General features: G+C 43.8%; 20 protein-coding genes and 4 pseudogenes. 17 read left to right on the top strand and 7 right to left on the bottom strand.

Features of this window, described 5'->3' with window-relative positions; genetic code table 11:
* The first annotated feature begins 216 nt into the window (after window positions 1–216).
* Window positions 217–993 (top strand): NAD(P)-dependent oxidoreductase, encoded by a 777-nt coding sequence (locus DXE37_RS03885; RefSeq protein WP_231971045.1) that lies wholly within the window; start codon window positions 217–219, stop codon window positions 991–993.
* Between the two features lie 120 nt (window positions 994–1113).
* Here DXE37_RS03885 and DXE37_RS03890 read toward each other — a convergent pair.
* The 3 genes and pseudogenes from DXE37_RS03890 to DXE37_RS14255 form a co-directional block, all read right to left on the bottom strand.
* Window positions 1114–2812: pseudogene (locus DXE37_RS03890) on the bottom strand (thiamine pyrophosphate-binding protein).
* A gap of 43 nt (window positions 2813–2855) precedes the next feature.
* Window positions 2856–3784: pseudogene (locus DXE37_RS12305) on the bottom strand (tripartite tricarboxylate transporter substrate binding protein).
* Between the two features lie 461 nt (window positions 3785–4245).
* Window positions 4246–4536 carry a VOC family protein gene (locus DXE37_RS14255; RefSeq protein ID WP_114636649.1) on the bottom strand — a complete coding sequence of 97 codons (291 nt, stop codon included), beginning with the start codon at window positions 4534–4536 and terminating at the stop codon, window positions 4246–4248.
* A 167-nt stretch (window positions 4537–4703) separates the two neighbouring features.
* On the opposite strand from DXE37_RS14255, the pseudogene DXE37_RS13935 reads away from it, so the two are divergent.
* The 5 genes and pseudogenes from DXE37_RS13935 to DXE37_RS03925 all read left to right on the top strand — a co-directional run bounded on the left by DXE37_RS13935 (window position 4704) and on the right by DXE37_RS03925 (window position 7736).
* Window positions 4704–5113: pseudogene (locus tag DXE37_RS13935) on the top strand (Bug family tripartite tricarboxylate transporter substrate binding protein).
* On the top strand, window positions 5079–5333 hold the full coding sequence (locus tag DXE37_RS13940) for a tripartite tricarboxylate transporter substrate-binding protein (RefSeq protein WP_331852112.1): 255 nt from the start codon (window positions 5079–5081) through the stop codon (window positions 5331–5333). The pseudogene DXE37_RS13935 and the gene DXE37_RS13940 overlap by 35 nt, the downstream one beginning before the upstream one ends.
* Window positions 5308–5592 (top strand): tripartite tricarboxylate transporter substrate-binding protein, encoded by a 285-nt coding sequence (locus DXE37_RS13945; protein WP_331852113.1) that lies wholly within the window; start codon window positions 5308–5310, stop codon window positions 5590–5592. The genes DXE37_RS13940 and DXE37_RS13945 overlap by 26 nt, the downstream gene beginning before the upstream one ends.
* A gap of 7 nt (window positions 5593–5599) precedes the next feature.
* Window positions 5600–7254 (top strand): annotated as a pseudogene (locus DXE37_RS03920) (gamma-glutamyltransferase family protein).
* A 161-nt stretch (window positions 7255–7415) separates the two neighbouring features.
* Window positions 7416–7736: a helix-turn-helix domain-containing protein gene (locus DXE37_RS03925; protein ID WP_114636650.1), complete on the top strand. Its 321-nt coding sequence runs from the start codon at window positions 7416–7418 to the stop codon at window positions 7734–7736.
* A gap of 35 nt (window positions 7737–7771) precedes the next feature.
* Here DXE37_RS03925 and DXE37_RS03930 read toward each other — a convergent pair whose 3' ends face one another.
* Together DXE37_RS03930 and DXE37_RS03935 are read right to left on the bottom strand one after the other, a co-directional pair.
* The gene (locus tag DXE37_RS03930; protein ID WP_162786167.1) at window positions 7772–8314 is read right to left on the bottom strand and encodes a hypothetical protein; all 543 of its coding nucleotides are present in this window, start codon (window positions 8312–8314) and stop codon (window positions 7772–7774) included.
* 64 nt (window positions 8315–8378) lie between these two features.
* Entirely contained in the window at window positions 8379–8963 is a 585-nt protein-coding gene (locus tag DXE37_RS03935) for a TetR/AcrR family transcriptional regulator (protein ID WP_114636652.1), read from the bottom strand.
* A gap of 50 nt (window positions 8964–9013) precedes the next feature.
* Here DXE37_RS03935 and DXE37_RS03940 point away from each other — a divergent pair, with 50 nt between their 5' ends.
* The 10 genes from DXE37_RS03940 to DXE37_RS03985 all read left to right on the top strand — a co-directional run bounded on the left by DXE37_RS03940 (window position 9014) and on the right by DXE37_RS03985 (window position 14745).
* The gene (locus tag DXE37_RS03940; RefSeq protein WP_114636653.1) at window positions 9014–9226 is read left to right on the top strand and encodes a hypothetical protein; all 213 of its coding nucleotides are present in this window, start codon (window positions 9014–9016) and stop codon (window positions 9224–9226) included.
* 188 nt (window positions 9227–9414) lie between these two features.
* Entirely contained in the window at window positions 9415–10038 is a 624-nt protein-coding gene (locus tag DXE37_RS03945; RefSeq protein WP_114636654.1) for a hypothetical protein, read from the top strand.
* 209 nt (window positions 10039–10247) lie between these two features.
* On the top strand, window positions 10248–10790 hold the full coding sequence (locus DXE37_RS03950; protein ID WP_114636655.1) for a hypothetical protein: 543 nt from the start codon (window positions 10248–10250) through the stop codon (window positions 10788–10790).
* Window positions 10787–11734, top strand: a complete 948-nt coding sequence (locus tag DXE37_RS03955) for an autotransporter outer membrane beta-barrel domain-containing protein (protein WP_114636656.1) — start codon at window positions 10787–10789, stop codon at window positions 11732–11734. Before DXE37_RS03950 ends, DXE37_RS03955 begins: the two co-directional genes overlap by 4 nt.
* A 64-nt stretch (window positions 11735–11798) precedes the next feature.
* Complete coding sequence (locus tag DXE37_RS03965) at window positions 11799–12383, top strand: DUF6134 family protein (RefSeq protein WP_269460279.1); 585 nt, start codon at window positions 11799–11801, stop codon at window positions 12381–12383.
* Window positions 12384–12553: 170 nt separating this feature from the next.
* Window positions 12554–13102: a hypothetical protein gene (locus tag DXE37_RS03970; protein WP_114636659.1), complete on the top strand. Its 549-nt coding sequence runs from the start codon at window positions 12554–12556 to the stop codon at window positions 13100–13102.
* 50 nt (window positions 13103–13152) lie between these two features.
* On the top strand, window positions 13153–13599 hold the full coding sequence (locus DXE37_RS03975) for a hypothetical protein (protein WP_231971046.1): 447 nt from the start codon (window positions 13153–13155) through the stop codon (window positions 13597–13599).
* Between the two features lie 18 nt (window positions 13600–13617).
* A complete protein-coding gene (locus DXE37_RS10740; RefSeq protein ID WP_162786169.1) occupies window positions 13618–13761 on the top strand; it encodes a hypothetical protein in 144 nt (47 codons plus the stop codon).
* 68 nt (window positions 13762–13829) lie between these two features.
* Window positions 13830–14099, top strand: a complete 270-nt coding sequence (locus tag DXE37_RS03980) for a hypothetical protein (protein ID WP_162786170.1) — start codon at window positions 13830–13832, stop codon at window positions 14097–14099.
* Window positions 14100–14229: 130 nt separating this feature from the next.
* Entirely contained in the window at window positions 14230–14745 is a 516-nt protein-coding gene (locus DXE37_RS03985; protein WP_231971357.1) for a mechanosensitive ion channel family protein, read from the top strand.
* Window positions 14746–14811: 66 nt separating this feature from the next.
* On the opposite strand, the gene DXE37_RS03990 is transcribed toward DXE37_RS03985, so the two are convergent.
* Window positions 14812–15150 (bottom strand): YcgJ family protein, encoded by a 339-nt coding sequence (locus DXE37_RS03990; protein ID WP_114636663.1) that lies wholly within the window; start codon window positions 15148–15150, stop codon window positions 14812–14814.
* 115 nt (window positions 15151–15265) lie between these two features.
* Between DXE37_RS03990 and DXE37_RS03995 the strand changes: the two genes are divergently transcribed.
* Window positions 15266–15529, top strand: a complete 264-nt coding sequence (locus tag DXE37_RS03995) for a hypothetical protein (RefSeq protein ID WP_114636664.1) — start codon at window positions 15266–15268, stop codon at window positions 15527–15529.
* Between the two features lie 24 nt (window positions 15530–15553).
* Here DXE37_RS03995 and DXE37_RS12310 read toward each other — a convergent pair whose 3' ends face one another.
* Complete coding sequence (locus tag DXE37_RS12310) at window positions 15554–15706, bottom strand: hypothetical protein (RefSeq protein WP_162786172.1); 153 nt, start codon at window positions 15704–15706, stop codon at window positions 15554–15556.
* Between the last annotated feature and the right edge of the window lie 11 nt (window positions 15707–15717).

Raw genomic sequence — 15717 nt, forward strand, 5'->3', positions numbered from 1 at the left:
TGTCGAAGGGGTCTACACCCCCTTTGGGGGGTTTATTGGTATTCATATTTACAAGCGAAAACAGGAGATCCTATTATTAGGATAAGATTCCAATCTTTGATTCTTTAGATAAGAGATTGGGCATGAGCGTAAAGCAACGTATAGGTTTTATTGGTCCGGGCATCATGGGTCAAACATGGCCGGTCATTTATATTGGCTGCTGGCCATCCATTAAATGTGTTTAATCGCTCAAAAGCAAAAATAGATGATTTGGTTGCTAAAGGCGCTCAGCGGTTTGACACGATTGGCGATCTTGTAGCAGCGTCCGATGTCATCATCACCATGGTTGGTTATCCAACCGATGTGGAAGAGGTATATTTTGGAGCTGGCAAGATCTTGGATCGAGCTAAGAATGCTTATTTAATTGATATGACGACCTCCAGCCCCTCACTGGCTAAGAGAATTGCGGAAGAAGCAGAAAAACGCGGTTGTCATGGACTGGATGCACCTGTATCGGGTGGTAATGTTGGTGCTCGTAATGCCAAGCTCTCCATCATGGTAGGCGGGAAACAGTCAGACTCTGATGCAGTTCTACCGATTTTGAAAATCATGGGCTCTAATGTTGTTTTGCAAGGTGGTCCTGGAGCTGGTCAGCACACTAAGATGTGTAATCAGATTGTGATTGCCGGAACCATTATGGGCGTGAGCGAAGGTCTAGGATACGCAAAATCAGTGGGTCTCAATCCTGAGACGGCAATGGAGTCCATTGGTGGTGGCGCCGCATCTGGATTTCAGTTGCTTAATCTGGGCGCCAGGATGATTGTTGGTGATTTTACACCAGGTTTTTATGTAGAACACTTCTTAAAAGATTTGGGCATCGCATTAGAGGAGGCTCAGAATGCGAAATTAGATTTGCCCGCTTTAGATTTGGCTAAAAAACTCTATGAGGGGTTGGTGGCTGAGGGATGCTCAAAAAATGGTACGCAAGTACTCTATAAAAAATACGCTGCATAAGTAATTTTCACGCTTCGATTTGAGCAGGGTGAAATATCTCTGCATATTTCACTAAAGCAACGGATTCTACTTAATAAAAAAGCCACTCATTTGAGTGGCTTTTTCTTAGGAAATCTTTTTTTATTCCATCCATTGGCTTACTGGCGCAGCTGCGTCTTGCAGTGGTTGAGAAATAATATCCACCAACGTGGGTTCACCACATTCGATAGCCGCTTTAAGAGTTGCCTCTAATTTTTGTGGATCCTCAACTGTCCAAGAGCGCACACCATAAGCCTCAGCAACTTTAGCGTGATTGGTACGATTAAAGTCAACGGAGTAATAACGTTGATCGTATCCCGATTTTTGGCTTGCCTTAATCCACCCATAAACCGCGTTAGATATCACAATCATCAGAATGGGTAACTTGTAGCGAGTGATTGTTTCTAATTCGCCAACTGTGAAGCCAAAGCTACCATCCCCCATCACAGGCGACACATTTGGATTGTGGTCTACCAATGGCAGCACCAATGGCTGCTGACATCGCAAAGCCGAGGGCACCATGTGCTCGGTTGGTTATAAAGTGTCTGCCAGATACATCGCTTTGAAAATAAGCGGAGAAATAGGGGCATGGGGTGCCTGGGTCCGCACAAACAATAGCATCTTTTGGAAGAAGCTTATTTAGGGTGAGCACAATCCTTTCTGGAAGGATGGGCGATTCATTGCTAGTGGCTAGCTTGAGGAAAAGCTCAAATTTGAGCGTTTTCGTTTTGGCGACTACTGGTTAGCCCATCTACATAATCCGTCACTCGATTCTGAATATTTGCCTTTAATTCAGTGAGCAGTTTCTCAAGTGTTAATTTAGCATCACCCACTAGGCTTGCTGCGATGGGATAGTTTGCGCCAATAGTATCTGGATCAACATCTAAGTGGATGATCGGAATTATTTTATTAGGAAAGCGCCAATTTTCAGTGGTAGTCGATCCGGCACGACAGGCCATAAAGAAGACCAGGTCAGCGCTATTGATGACTTCTCGAGTTGCCATCACGCCACCATTGGCTCCTACAACACCGGCATTTAATGGATGGGTGCCAGCCAAACTGCCTTGACCGCTGACGGTAGTGCAAACCGGAATATTCAGTAGCTCGGCGATATTTTGAAGCACCTGTTCCGCGCCTGAATTAATGATGCCACCACCGCATACGATTACGGGAAATTTGGCGCCCAAGATTAGCCTCGTTGCCATTTCAATATCGTGATCGTTTGCTACGTATCGCTGAGAGGGGTAGCTAGAGTGCTCCTTCTGTCCCCAAATATCACTGGTCGACACGGGATGTTTTTGCACGTCATGGGGAAGGCAAATATGAGCACTTCCAGGTTTTCCGGTGGTCATTGCTCTGAATGCGGTTCGCACTGCAGATGGAATTTGCTCTGCTAAATCAACTGTTGTATTCCACTTGGTAAGCGGCTTATATAGAGCCTGTTGATCTAATTCAGTCAAAGGAAACTTGCCGCGGGAGGTGACGGGTACATCAGAGGTAATGCCTAAAACAGGAATGGAGGATTCATTGGCCTCAACTAGGCCAGGTAATAAATAGGTTGCGCCACCACCCTAGGTCCTTCACAAACACCAACTTTATGCGTTACACGCGCATACGCGTCTGCTATATATCCTGCACTGCGCTCATCTCTGGTGAGAATGTGTTGCATGCCGTGATCAAGTCTTGCAAGCGCATCATAGAATGGCAGGCTGGTGTCGCCGCATAACCCAAAAATATGTTTAACATCATATTCTTGAAGCATGCGTACAAGAGCCTCTGCGCCATTGATTTTGTCGGCCATATTAATCTTCTAAATTCAATTGAGTATTTTTTATAAATTGCTGCTAACGGTCATGATCACGTCTCACATGCTTGTCTAATGTAGGGCCATCACTTGCTTGAACATCAAATCCCCCTTGTGTGAGTTTGGTTTTGATCTCAGGATCACTGAGTACTGCCTGAAAATCAGCAGTCAGTTTTTTCACGATTGGAGCAGGGGTGTCAGCTGGAGCAAATGCTCCTATCCATGAATAGGCTTCAAATCCAGGGTATCCAGATTCAGCTATGGTGGGGTACCTTTGGCAACTCTTGGTAAGCGTTGCGCTCCAGTTACGGCTAGCGCCTTGAGTTTGTCTGCCTGAATTTGACCCTTAAGTGCTGCATAGCTAAGCAAGGTCATGCTAGCAGTATTGCCAACGACAGCAGCAATCGCAGGATCGCCACCACTATAAAGGTACATGCAAGGCAAAGATACCGGCTTTACGTTTGATGTCTTCCATTGCGAGCTGGTTTAGCGAACCCATGCCGGTGGACGCATAACTATAAAAACCCGGATTCTTTTTTTACAGCCGCAATAAATTCTGCAAGATTATTTCCGGGTACAGATGGGTTAGCAGCAATCACTAAGGGAAAGCGAACTAATAGACTTACGCCCGCAAAATCTTTGAAAGTGTCATAAGGAAGCTTGGGTTTGACTATTGGATTGATGGAGTGATTATCAAAACTAATTAATAGGGTATTGCCATCAGGTGCAGAGCGAGCTACGTATTGAGTGGCAATTTGGCTTGCGATTTTCAATGACAACCGGTCTACCAATACGCTCTGATAGCTTGGATTGAATAGTACGTGCCGTGATGTCAGTACTACCACCGGGCGGGAATGGTACGACCAAGGTAAGCGATTTATCGGTTTGAGCATAACCTTGATTGGATAGGGCGCATAAGGCCAAACCTGAGAGGAGTAGTTTTGAAATGATATTGAGTGTGATTTTCATAGATTGGTTGCTAGAGATTTTGAAAATACTGGCTATTGATAATGAAGTCTACAGGATCTAGTGAGGTTTTGCTGACTTGTGCGCTGAGTACTTGAGACTGATTGAGATCTTCCAACTTTTGTATATTGAATTGAATATTTGGGAGCTGAAGTTGGGCGGACTCATCATTCGCGATGAGGTGCTTTTTTCTAGATTGAGTAGTCGACTCAACACTTTTGTGCTGTCAAGAACATTGGGGCTTGCAATCGTAATGCTTTGCAGATGACCCAATTGATTCTGGTGTTTTAGCCATTGCTCTTGCCATACATAATCTGGCGTCAGGTGTTCGCAAAAGTAGATCCTGATTCCTGGGATAGGCTGCACTGAAAAGCGTACTATTTTAAATTGGACCAATACTGATTTACCCATGTATTCAGATTCACGACTGAGGTCTTGAATAGGATTTACAGAAAAGCCGTTTTCTAGAAGATCCTGATAAGTCTTTTCAGCATTGTTTGTCTAAATACTAGGGCATCGAGTCCAAGGGGCTGATTAGCTATTTCGGCTCTTTGTAGCGGTTTACCAGACTCCCACTCCAGTAGCTCAATATAGCTGCTATCTAGCATGATGAGCTGGTTAATGGAGCCTAGATTATGGTGAGCGAGTGGGGTTAATTGAAACCCTTGGGATAAAAATTTTCGACCAAGTTTGTGAAGTTGATCTCTGTCAATGATTACCAAATGGTCAAAAGGGTATTCTTGAGTATGGGTCACAGAGAATCAAATAGAATTTTCAAAAAAATATCATATACGATATTAGATATATAGGAGACCAAAGAGAATGCTGCGAATCCGAAGAAATATCAGCTGCATGTTTATGCTTGGGTAACGCTGTTGCGCAAACTCCCTCTGTTCGCGATTACCCCAGCAAGACTATTGCGATGATTGTGTCGTTTCCACCCGGCGGGGCAACAGATGCCCTTGCGCGAATAGCGGCGCAAAAACTGTCTACTAGTTTAGGCCAGGCGCTAGTTGTTGATAATCATCCCGGCGCTGGTGGCACCATAGGCGCTGCTTTAGTGGCTCGTGCTAATCCAGACGGTTATACGATTCTGTTTACTAGTAGTAGCACGCATTCAGTTGCACCTAGCTTTAATAAAAACTGCCATATGATGCGGTAACTGATTTCACTCCAATAGGTGGAGCGGTAGCATCGCCTTCGCTTTTGATGGTGACAAAAACATTACCTATTAAAACGTTAAAGGATCTCATCCTCTATGCAAAAGCGCATCCAGGGGAATTAAACTTCGCTTCCAGTGGTAAATGGCACGGTAATTCAACTGAATGTTGAGGCACTTAAAGCCCAAGCAGGTCTCGACATGACCCATGCTCCCTACAAGGACTCCGCCTTAGCTTTACCGGACCTAGTATCTGGCAAGGTCCACGTCCTATTTGATGTCATGGTTGCTGGCCTTCAGCCTGTCAAGGATGGCAAGCTCAATGCTTTAGCAGTGGGTGGGACCAAACGCTCCACTTTGTTGCCCGATGTCCCCCACGGTTGCCGAGGCTGACAAAGAATATGGCTTAGGGCAATTTGAGTCTAGTACTTGGTTTGGTTTATTTGGGCCGAGAAACTTAGCTCCTGATATCGTGGCAAAGCTAAATGTAGCCTTAAATAAGGTCATCGTATCTCCTGATGTGGTTGAGCGCTTTGCACAGATTGATGCTGAGCCTTTGCCTGGTACTCCAGATAAATTTGCAACGATGGTCGCAAAAGAGCGGGTGCGCTGGAGTAACTTAATTAAACAAGCACAAATTAACGCGGAATAATCTCTTCATGAAATTTAATTGGAATAACCTGTACCCAAGTATTCGGGTGCCAGTAATGGGGCGTAATGTCGTCTCAACCTCCCATCCTTTTGCCGCTCAAGCAGGCCTCAAGATCATTCATCAAGGTGGTAATGCGATTGATGCTGCTATTGCAGCAGCTGCGGCATTAATGATTGTGGAGCCAGTCTTAAATGGGTTAGGAAGTGATTGTTTTGCGATCGTATGGGATGGTAAGGAGTTGCATGGACTGAATGTTTCTGGCGTAGCTCCACAAACCTGGAGTCCAGAATATTTCTCGAATAAATATGGTGTTGATAGCAACGGATTGGCAGATAGGCCAAAACGAGGCTGGGATTCGGTCACAGTGCCTGGTGCCCTAAGCGGGATGGGAAGAGTTGCATAGACGTTTTGGATCTTTACCGTTAGGTGATTTATTGCAACCTGCAATTGAGATCGCTGAAAAGGGCTATGCCATGGCACCGGTGGTGGCCCATAAGTGGAACGCCGCTATTCCTGAGCTGGAGCAGCAGCAACCAGGTTTTGCACAGGTTTTCATGCCACATGGACGTGCACCAAGAAATTGGAGAGATATTTCGTTTTCCTTCGGCTGCCAAAACCCTCAACAAGATTGCTCGCTCTGGAATTCGTGAGTTTTATGAAGGAGAGATTGCCCAAGAGATTGCTGTGCATGCAAAAACTCATGGGGGCTCGATGACTGAGCGCGATCTCGCTAGTTATAAGCCAGACTGGGTCGGAACAATTTCTCAAGATATTCGAGGTGCAGATGGAAAGATTTACTCCATGCATGAAATTCCACCTAATGGTCAAGGCATAGGAGTGTTGATTGCTCTTGGTATTTTGCAAAACTTTGACCTTGCCAGTTTGCCAGTGGATGGGGTTGAGAGTCAGCATCTCCAAATTGAAGCAAGGAAATTGGCATTCGCAGATGTGTATCAATATGTTGCCGATCCACATTCAATGGCAGTGACACCTGAGCAAATGCTTGATCCGGCCTACTTATCTAAACGCGCCAAATTAATAAACCCGCGCAAAGCTACACACTTTAATTTTGGAATGCCTCAATCGGGTGGGACCGTCTATTTGACTGCTACCGATGAACAAGGTCGCATGATCTCTTTTATACAAAGTAATTACATGGGATTTGGTTCGGGGGTAGCTGTTCCTGATTGGGGAATAAGTATGCAAAATCGTGGATTTGGTTTTTCGATGGATCCCAAATCTGCCAATGTGGTAGCTGGGGGCAAGCGTCCTTTCTATACTATTATTCCTGCCTTCTTAATGCGCAAGGAGGGGAATATTAGCGTTCCGCAAATGAGTTTTGGTGTCATGGGTGGCGATATGCAACCCCAAGGCCATCTCCAAACTATTTTAAGAATGCTTTCTTATCGTCAGCAACCTCAGGCCGCTTGTGATGCTCCTCGCTGGAAGGTAAATCGTGACTTTAGTTTGGATGTAGAAGCAAGCATGAACGCCGATACGGTTCAAGGCTTATCTTCCTTGGGGCATGTATTAAAGAAAATAGATGATCCTTATATGGATTTTGATGCAGGGCAATTTATATGGAAACTGTCTGACAATCCCGCAGATGGCTATGTCGCTGCTAGCGATCCCCGTCGTGATGGGCAAGCAGTAGTGTATTAATCCACCATAAAGTTATAAATAAAACAATTAAATTTGTTCCGCTTTAGGATAATTTGCTATTCAAAAAAACCCTTGTAATATTCGTACATAGCGTTCTTGATAACGCTCAATGTGCTCTACAAAAGTAGATGATTGAAGTTGAAAAAATATAAAGGGTCTTCATGTCGGCGCTAGCAAAGAAATATATTGAATTTGCTAAATTTGTAGGAGATGTTCAGTTCAAGCACGCTCTTAATGCGCACGAGTGGGATACTTTGCTTCTCATTTCATCTGCAACTATAGACGGTGCTAAGATCAAGGTTAAAGAACTATTGGAGATGGGTGATATTGCCTCTCCCGCAACAATCCATAAGAGTATGAAAATTTTGATCGATAAGGAACTATTAGGAATTAATCACTGCAAAAATGATGCTCGCGTGAAATACCTTTTTACTACCAAAAAGGGTATGAAATTTCTGCAGGACATCGGCAAAAGAATGTGATTGGCAAGAATTATTTGATTTAGTAAAGCAATCCATCAGAAATCTGTTGCTCGCGTTCTCACCAGCAACCACTTAGCTTCACCAGCCTTGAGTTTGTATTGGATTTGACGATACGAGTATTTATCCTTGCTTACCTTGCCATCAATCCGAAATCTTCTCTCTAAGGCGTTTTCAACTACAGCAAATTCATCATGACCCATATAGCCAAGCGCCATTTTGGGATCATCTGTGATTGCGGGAAGGTGGATTGGCGTGATAGAAATATTCTTGTTAGAAGCATAAGCTAGCAAGATTCCTTTGGCGTTAGCATCGTTGGCGTTGATGTAAATATAGACCTCCGGAAATCCTTCGCCATTGAGGTCAGCGATTTCTGCACCTGTCACCTTGCCATCAATATTTTCTTTGATAGGTAAATTCTCTCTTTGCAAACCCTTGGTCGTTAGTGTGATCGAGTTATCAATATCTTTGTTGGCACTTTGGATGTCAAAAGTGAGTCCTTGGTATGACAGGGTGGTTGAGAAGGGGGCTGATGCTTTGCTAAATTGGGTCGGGGTGCCATATTGGTTTGGCTGTGCCAATGCATTCATTCCTCTGTTTAGTCCTAAACAAATGAGCAAATAGAGAGCAATGCGTAGTTTCATATTAACGCTTGAGGCAAATAGCAAGACTAGGTTGAATGGCATCCAGACAAACCTGTGCATCTGCGTTATTCATCACAGCGTTTCTATAGCCCGCATAATATAAAGACCAGATTGCATAGCAACGCGCATCAATTTCGTCGTATTTATCATGAGCTAACGCATCGGCAATTGGTTTTAATATTTGCATTAACTGGTCAATGATCAATGCTTCATATTTTTCTGACCACTTCCAGCCAAACGCAGCGCCTTCCTGGCGAATGCTTTTGATTTCAATATCCTGTTTATAAAGATCTAAAAGATAGCCCTCAATAAAGTTCAGCGCACTGATCTGTGATGAGCCAGTAAAAGGCTGGATGCCTTCAATCATTTTCTGATTTACCAGCAAGATCACTTCGGCCAATAAGTCGTGCTTATCAACCCCTAAGCGGTACACCTGTATTGGGCTGATGCCTGCTTCTTTAGCAATTTCACGAATTCCTACATCTTCATAGCCACGACTAGCAAAGAGCCTATGGGCAATTTTGACCACGATCAATAGCCGTTCTTGAGCTTTATCGCTTTTTGGTTGGGTTTGGTTCTTATTCATAGTTATTTACAACTGATGTCTATGTAATAATTATAGGTACATTTGATAACATGTTAACAAAAATGAAGAATATTCAACGATTTCTTATCGGCATTGTGGCGATCATTGGTTTAGCCTCATGCACCACCTATCGCTATGAATACACAGCACCCCCAACAGAATCTGGCAAAACTTGCGCTGTGCAGTGCATGAACACCAAAAATGTTTGCTATAGCGGCGCTCAAACGCAAGCTCAAAATGATGTATTGCCAGCAACAAAATAATTTCAACTATCAGGCTTGCGTCAATAGAGCACAAAGCCATGATGATGTGAAGAAGTGTCACCCAAATGCGCAATACTGCTCAGCTAATCCCAACTACTGGAATTGTGATGAGTCATACCGTCAATGTTTTTCCGCATGCGGCGGAACAGTCCATATGTACAAGAACGATTAAATAAAAAACACACATCATGAATCTAAAAAATCAAATCAAGATCATTTTTTTTGCAGGCGGCTTAACGACCTTTCTAGCAGGAGGCATATCTAGTGTTTATGCTGCGGCCTGTGCGAGCAATTCGAGTCCGGGCTCAGCCAGTTGTTCTGCGCTGCTAATTAATTCGACCACTACGAATATTGATATTAGCGGTACAGTCTCTTCCCTTCCGTCACCTTCTACGGTTTCAGCTGTCGAGGTTACTAGTGCTGGAAGCGTACCGTCTTTGAGTATTGCAAGTAGTGGCGTTGTTAGTAGTAATAGTGCCGATGCTATTTTTAATTACGGTGGTGTAATTACATCGCTAACCAACAATAGAAATATCTCTAGCACAAGCGTGGGTGGCTCTGGAATTTATAACGCTTCTGGTGGAACAATTTCATCTTTGACTAATACCGGTGTTATTAGTGGGACTAGTCGAGGAATTACTAACGCTGGGACTGGTTCAACAATTGGAACAATTATCAATACCGGCAGTATCACTGGTTTTTACGGCATTGTTAACCAGGGTGGAACAATTAATAATATCTCCAATGCGGCACCATTGCCGCAAACGGCTCTAGTAATAGTAATGCCATCTATAACATCAGCGGAACCATAGGAAGTGTTACCAATAGTGGCAGCATACATAGTGTTGGCACAGATAGCGTCGGCCCTACTGCTAGTTATGCCATCGCCAATGGCGGAACTATTAACACCATCACCAATACTGCAGCAGTAGGAACATCTACGAGCGGAATTTATGGTGAAAGTGGGGTAGATATTAACAATACGGGAACAATCAGGACGCTTAATAACGCCCAAAATAATTTGTTTATTCAAGGAAATCTTCCAACCAATTACAACATCATTATTAATGGCCCCAATAATTATGGTGGGTTGACTGCATATACCCCAACTGGTACCACCAACTTTGGAATTGATACAACTAGATCCAGTCTGCCAGCTGGTAATGCCGCATTTACAAACGTGTTAAGTGGAATTTTGTTAAATAATTTAGCCATTACATCAGGACTGATAACTGGCGGATATGTCACTACTAGGTGGATTCTCTCGTCCACAAATAATTCTGTTTGGACCTTAAACACCTCTAGTCTGGCGTCTGCATCCAACACAAACTACAATTATACCTCTAACTCTAGTTCTGCTACCACCCTAAATAAGGATATTGTCACTGCCTATAACGCCGTAGCATCTAACCCAAGTGCTGCTAATCCTGTATTAGCTGACGGCCAGACATTTACAACTAATGTCTTGTCTGTTGCCACTGCTGCCCAAGCTGCTCAAATAGGCTTACAGTCAAATGCAGAAGGTTACTCATCAAACCGCACAATACGCTTGGAGCAGATATGAATGCCGTTAGCAATACTGTTCTCGATCGCATTGATTCACCAGCGGGCAAGGGCACTAATACCGCTAATCGAGTGCAACTCGATGATGGCCGCTATTTATGGGGAGATATTGGTGGTTCCCATGGCAATGTTAATAGCTATAGCAACCTCGCAAGCTTTGGTTATAACTTGGTTGATGTGATTATTGGCGGAGACTTGCATCGCGACAGTCAAAAAAGCTATGGAGTATTTGGTGGTGTGGGTTATTCCGATATGGCTAATAGTCAAACGGTAGTACAAAGTTTTAACTCAACTAGCTACTACTTAGGCGGCTATGGCTCTTATTACTTTGCTGATAACCTAAAGTTATCTGGCGCTGGCGGCTATGTTTACAGTTCTAACAGCTCTTCGCGTAGCTTGCCATCTGTTGCTGGTTTTACTGGCGGCAATGGATCTGATAACTATGGAAGTAATGGTATCTACGCTGCAGCTAAACTATCAAAAGATTGTGTGATTAATGACTCATTTACCTTGGTACCATTTGCGGGGCAGTCTTATGCACAGTTTTGGACTAAGGGAGTAACGGAAACTGGTGGTGGCGATTTTAATGTCGCAATTGCCTCTGCTACTTCTTATTCAACCGTTTCTTTTGCTGGCCTTGATCTGGTGGTGCCTTTAGTAAAGGGGGTGAAGGATCCTTTATCTCTTGTTACCTTCTATAAATTTGGCTACGACTGGTTCGCCAATAGCAATGCTGCCCATTCAGTAACGGCTACATACACTAACTTACCTTTGGCGCCGCAAGCTTATGTAGGCGCTAATATGGGACCAATTAGTCAGCAAATTGGAGTGGGTTTACAAGGCGCCATCACAAAAGAGTTATCGGGTCGTATTGGTGCCGTAGCCTCATTTAATACTCATGGTCAAGAATATGGTGGTGGTGCTGAGTTAAGGTTGAAGTTTTAATTATTCATGAAAAAGATCTTTTCAAAATTGGTCTTATTGGTTTGTGTCTGGTTCATTTATTTAGGTGCAGCATTCGCTCTTGATCTTAAGGATTCCCTCCCGCCCGAGGGGGCTAAATTTAAGTACGACATCTTTTACAAGGGCGATAAGGTTGGGGTACATCAGCTCAAAGTGGTGCCCCGATGGTGAGTTGATTCGGTTGGACCATACGCGTGAAATCGATGTCAAGGTTATGATGATTACCGCCTTTACCGAAAAGCATCGCTCAACCGAGTGGTGGACCAAGACTCCACATCTCTCAAAGCTCAATGCCAAGACGCAAATGAATGGCAAAGAGGTTGATATGACAGGACAGATCAGTCCCCAAGGTTTTGTCTTCAAGGTTGGTGACCAAGAGGAGGTGGCTCCATTCGACGCAGTGACTTTAGCTAGTTATTGGGTTGCTGATGCACCAAGACATCCTGTGGTGATAGATGTTTCTCAGGGCAAATTACTCAAAACCACCAGTAAGAAATTGCCAGATGGCTCGATTGAGTTAACAGGTGACGGATTTCAGGGTAAATTCACATACGAGGGAGATTTTCTCTTGGTAGGGGAATTAACTCGCAACGGTAATACCGTTGTTTATAAGAAATCACCTGGAAACTAGTATCTTGGCATTGCGTACTTAATTCGCTGCATTCTCTGTTTCCCTCCTTTTATTGGGAGGCATTCTATGCTCAAGCGGCCACGCCGCAAGAGGCGACTAAGTCCGATATCAAGGCGCCGGAGCCAATCAAATTAAGTGAGGCGGTTACTGATGCGATTGTTACTGAAGAATTGCAACGTAGCGTACTTTCTAGATTAAATAAGGCAGATCGCAATAAAGAGTTATCGAAGGAGCTGGAATATCTCAAGTCGGATTTGGATGCATTGGTAGTCAACATCGATGACAAGCCTAGTAATCTTAATCCGCAATATTTAAATCAACAGCTTACTGATCTGCAGCATCGAATTACTACAGTAGTGACGCAACTAGAGGGGATCTCACTGCAGATTCAGTCTGATAATTCTGCTATTCATACAGATATGGGTAAGTGGGAAGCCCGCATTAAGTGGCTTGATACCCAGAAAGTTCCACCTTCTATTATTCAGAGCGCCAAATCGATTGTGCAAAGGTTGGAGAACACAAGCTCCTTACTACAATATGTTCGTAATGAAATGTTCTTAACTTTGAGCCAAGCGATTTTTCTGCAGGAAATTAGTAATGCGGCCCAACAGAAGATTGCTAATGTCTTGGTGAATCAGCATATAGAGTACTTAACGCTAGAGAAGCAACCCATTTGGGCATTAGATAACTCACCAAGGGGTGGCAATGGCAAGAATTGAATTCTGTATGGAAGTTGTTGTCAGCTTACGCTAATCAACATTTGGCATTCTTGCTGACATTTTCAATTGTCAGTTTTATATTTAACTTTTTTATCTTTAGGCTAGGTGTTCACAAGGCTGTTTTACCAGTCCAGGCTGCATATGGTCGTCCATATTCCGCCTGCTTACTGATTTTATTGATGGCCTTGGGTTGGTTATCCCCTAATCCGCCTGCACTTTTTTACGAAGTCTTGGTGTTAATCGCTCCAATCCCCGCTGCACGATTATTAGATCGAGCTTTAGCTAGACCCATTCCATTGACGCTATATGGTATTGCGATATCTACGGTGTTTATTTCGATACGTCACTTTGTCGAAGACGGCAATGTGATTGATCGTGTCTTGTTAATTATTCAGTCTTTATTCATTGCTTTTGCATTTATGTCTGATCTAAAGAATGGTTACCTAATAAAGGCAATTCCAAAATCAAATCCAAGCCTCATTCGTTTTGTTGCCTGACTGATTGGCTTGATGTCATTGTTGACTATTATCGGTGCTGTTATTGGATTTAAAGGGCCATTGAGTATTTTGCGTCTTGACGTAGGTGGCATCCTCGATATTGCCATGGTATATGGTGCTACTTCCTTGGCTTGCTTTGGTTGCGTATTGGCTCTCTTTTAGGCAGTCCAATATTGAGTTGGCTAAATTGCGCGCGTAATAAAGACCCCGACTTACTAAGATCAATTCGCTTGAGCTTAGTCATCGCCACTATATGGGGTATATTGATGGTGTCAGTAGGGGTCTTAGATTTGGCACCGTTTTTAACTGCCGCATTACAACGCTTCATGGCATCTACTTTCAAAATCGGCAGCATCTCCATAGATGCTCACGCCGTCGTGAGCGCGCTGGTTGTCATTGTCGCTGCCTACGTCATCACCAATGTGACTAGCTTTGTCTTGAACTCTGAACTGATGCCCAGACTTTCAATGCGCGCCCTGGTAGCAAATTTGCAATCGTAACAATTACGCGCTGGATCATGGTGATCGTGGGTATTGTATTGTCAATGGGAGCGCTAGGTTTAGACATGAGCAAAGTAACTTTAGTCGCAGGCGGCACTCAGCGGTGGGCATTGGTTTTGGCTTGCAAAACGTGGTAAATAACTTTGTATCGGGATTGATCTTAATTATTGAGAGACCCGTAGGCGTGGGCGATGTCATTGAGTGGGGTAGTCAGTCTGGAACAGTAACCCGCATTGGTATTCGTTCATCGACTGTGAGAACGCGTCAGGGAGCGGAAATTCTTGTCCCAAATGGTGAGTTGGTTTCTAAAGAAGTGATGAACTGGACTCGCTCAGACCGCCGCCGCCGTTATGACATCGCCATCACCGTCAACGCCGGCTCAAGTCCGGAGAAGGTGATTCAGTTAATACAGGAAGCAGCTGAGTCTGTTCCTGAGATTATCAAGGCTCCTGCACCACAGGTGATCTTTAAAGGTTTTGATGATAGCTCGCAGAACTATATGCTCTTGGCTTGGGTTGGTGCCATTGAGGTCGGAGCACAAGCGCAAAATGATTTGCAAATTGCAGTGCTAAAGAAGTTGGAATTGTGGTGCAAGCTCCACCAGCGAGCTAATATACGGATGCTTAAAAAAGAAACCGCCAACTAGGCGGTTTTTCTTGGTAAATATTTAAAGAGGCTTATTTACCAAACAATGCTTTGGTTACATGGGTATCTACAGTATTACCATTTTTACTGGTAAAACATTTTTTTGTTTAGTTTCGCAATGTAAGCCGCCTGACATCGTGAAGCTGGTTGCGTCAAAATCTTTCAGACCAACTTGGTTGATTTGATTCATGAGATTCTTGGCTGCCTGAGATCCGAGTTCCATCTCTGTAATGGCTACGGATACCCCTTGATCGTCTGCACAAAAACCACTCTTCTTGTCACAGATCACTCCACCTGGCTTTGGAAAGGTGATTGCGCTATTAGGCTTTGATTGAGCATATATTGACTGGCATAGACTAATCAATAGGGCTCCAATCACGAAGCTAGATTTGTAGGTGATTTTCATCGGGAGGCTCCTTTTAAAAGAGTGTCATGTTATCAATATACTGGTAACAGTATTACATATCATTGCCAACTGATTTGCGGTAGAGTTTGTAACAACAAAGGAATAGTGAACCATCATGAAAGCATCAAATAAAGCACTTCTTATTGGAGTACTCATCGGTCTCACTGCGTGTTCAACGTCGGTAAGTAAATTTGGCGTTTATCAGCAATCGGATGGAACGATAGGCGTTCATGCGCCTAAGGATGCGAAGGAGAATGAAGCGCAGGAAGTAGCGCTAGAAGAATGTAAAAAGCTGGGAAAACGAACCGTGATGATTCTGGAAAGCCGGAAAACGGTCAATGACCGTTTTCCGATTACTTACATCTACGCGTGCAGATAGCTCATTTAGTGGTAATAGCTTGGATTAGCTCAATAACCACTTCTTAATTGACTTATTGACGCACATTGCATCTAAAGCAAGACCAAAGAACTCAGAACCATTGGTAACCATGCTCTCAATGGCCTCTACTTTGCCGGATTTGATCCCGCGTAAATAGGTGGTGGCACGATAACGCAAGAAGTGCTCTG

This window comes from Polynucleobacter necessarius, assembly GCF_900095205.1.
Classification (GTDB): Bacteria; Pseudomonadota; Gammaproteobacteria; order Burkholderiales; family Burkholderiaceae; genus Polynucleobacter; species Polynucleobacter necessarius_E.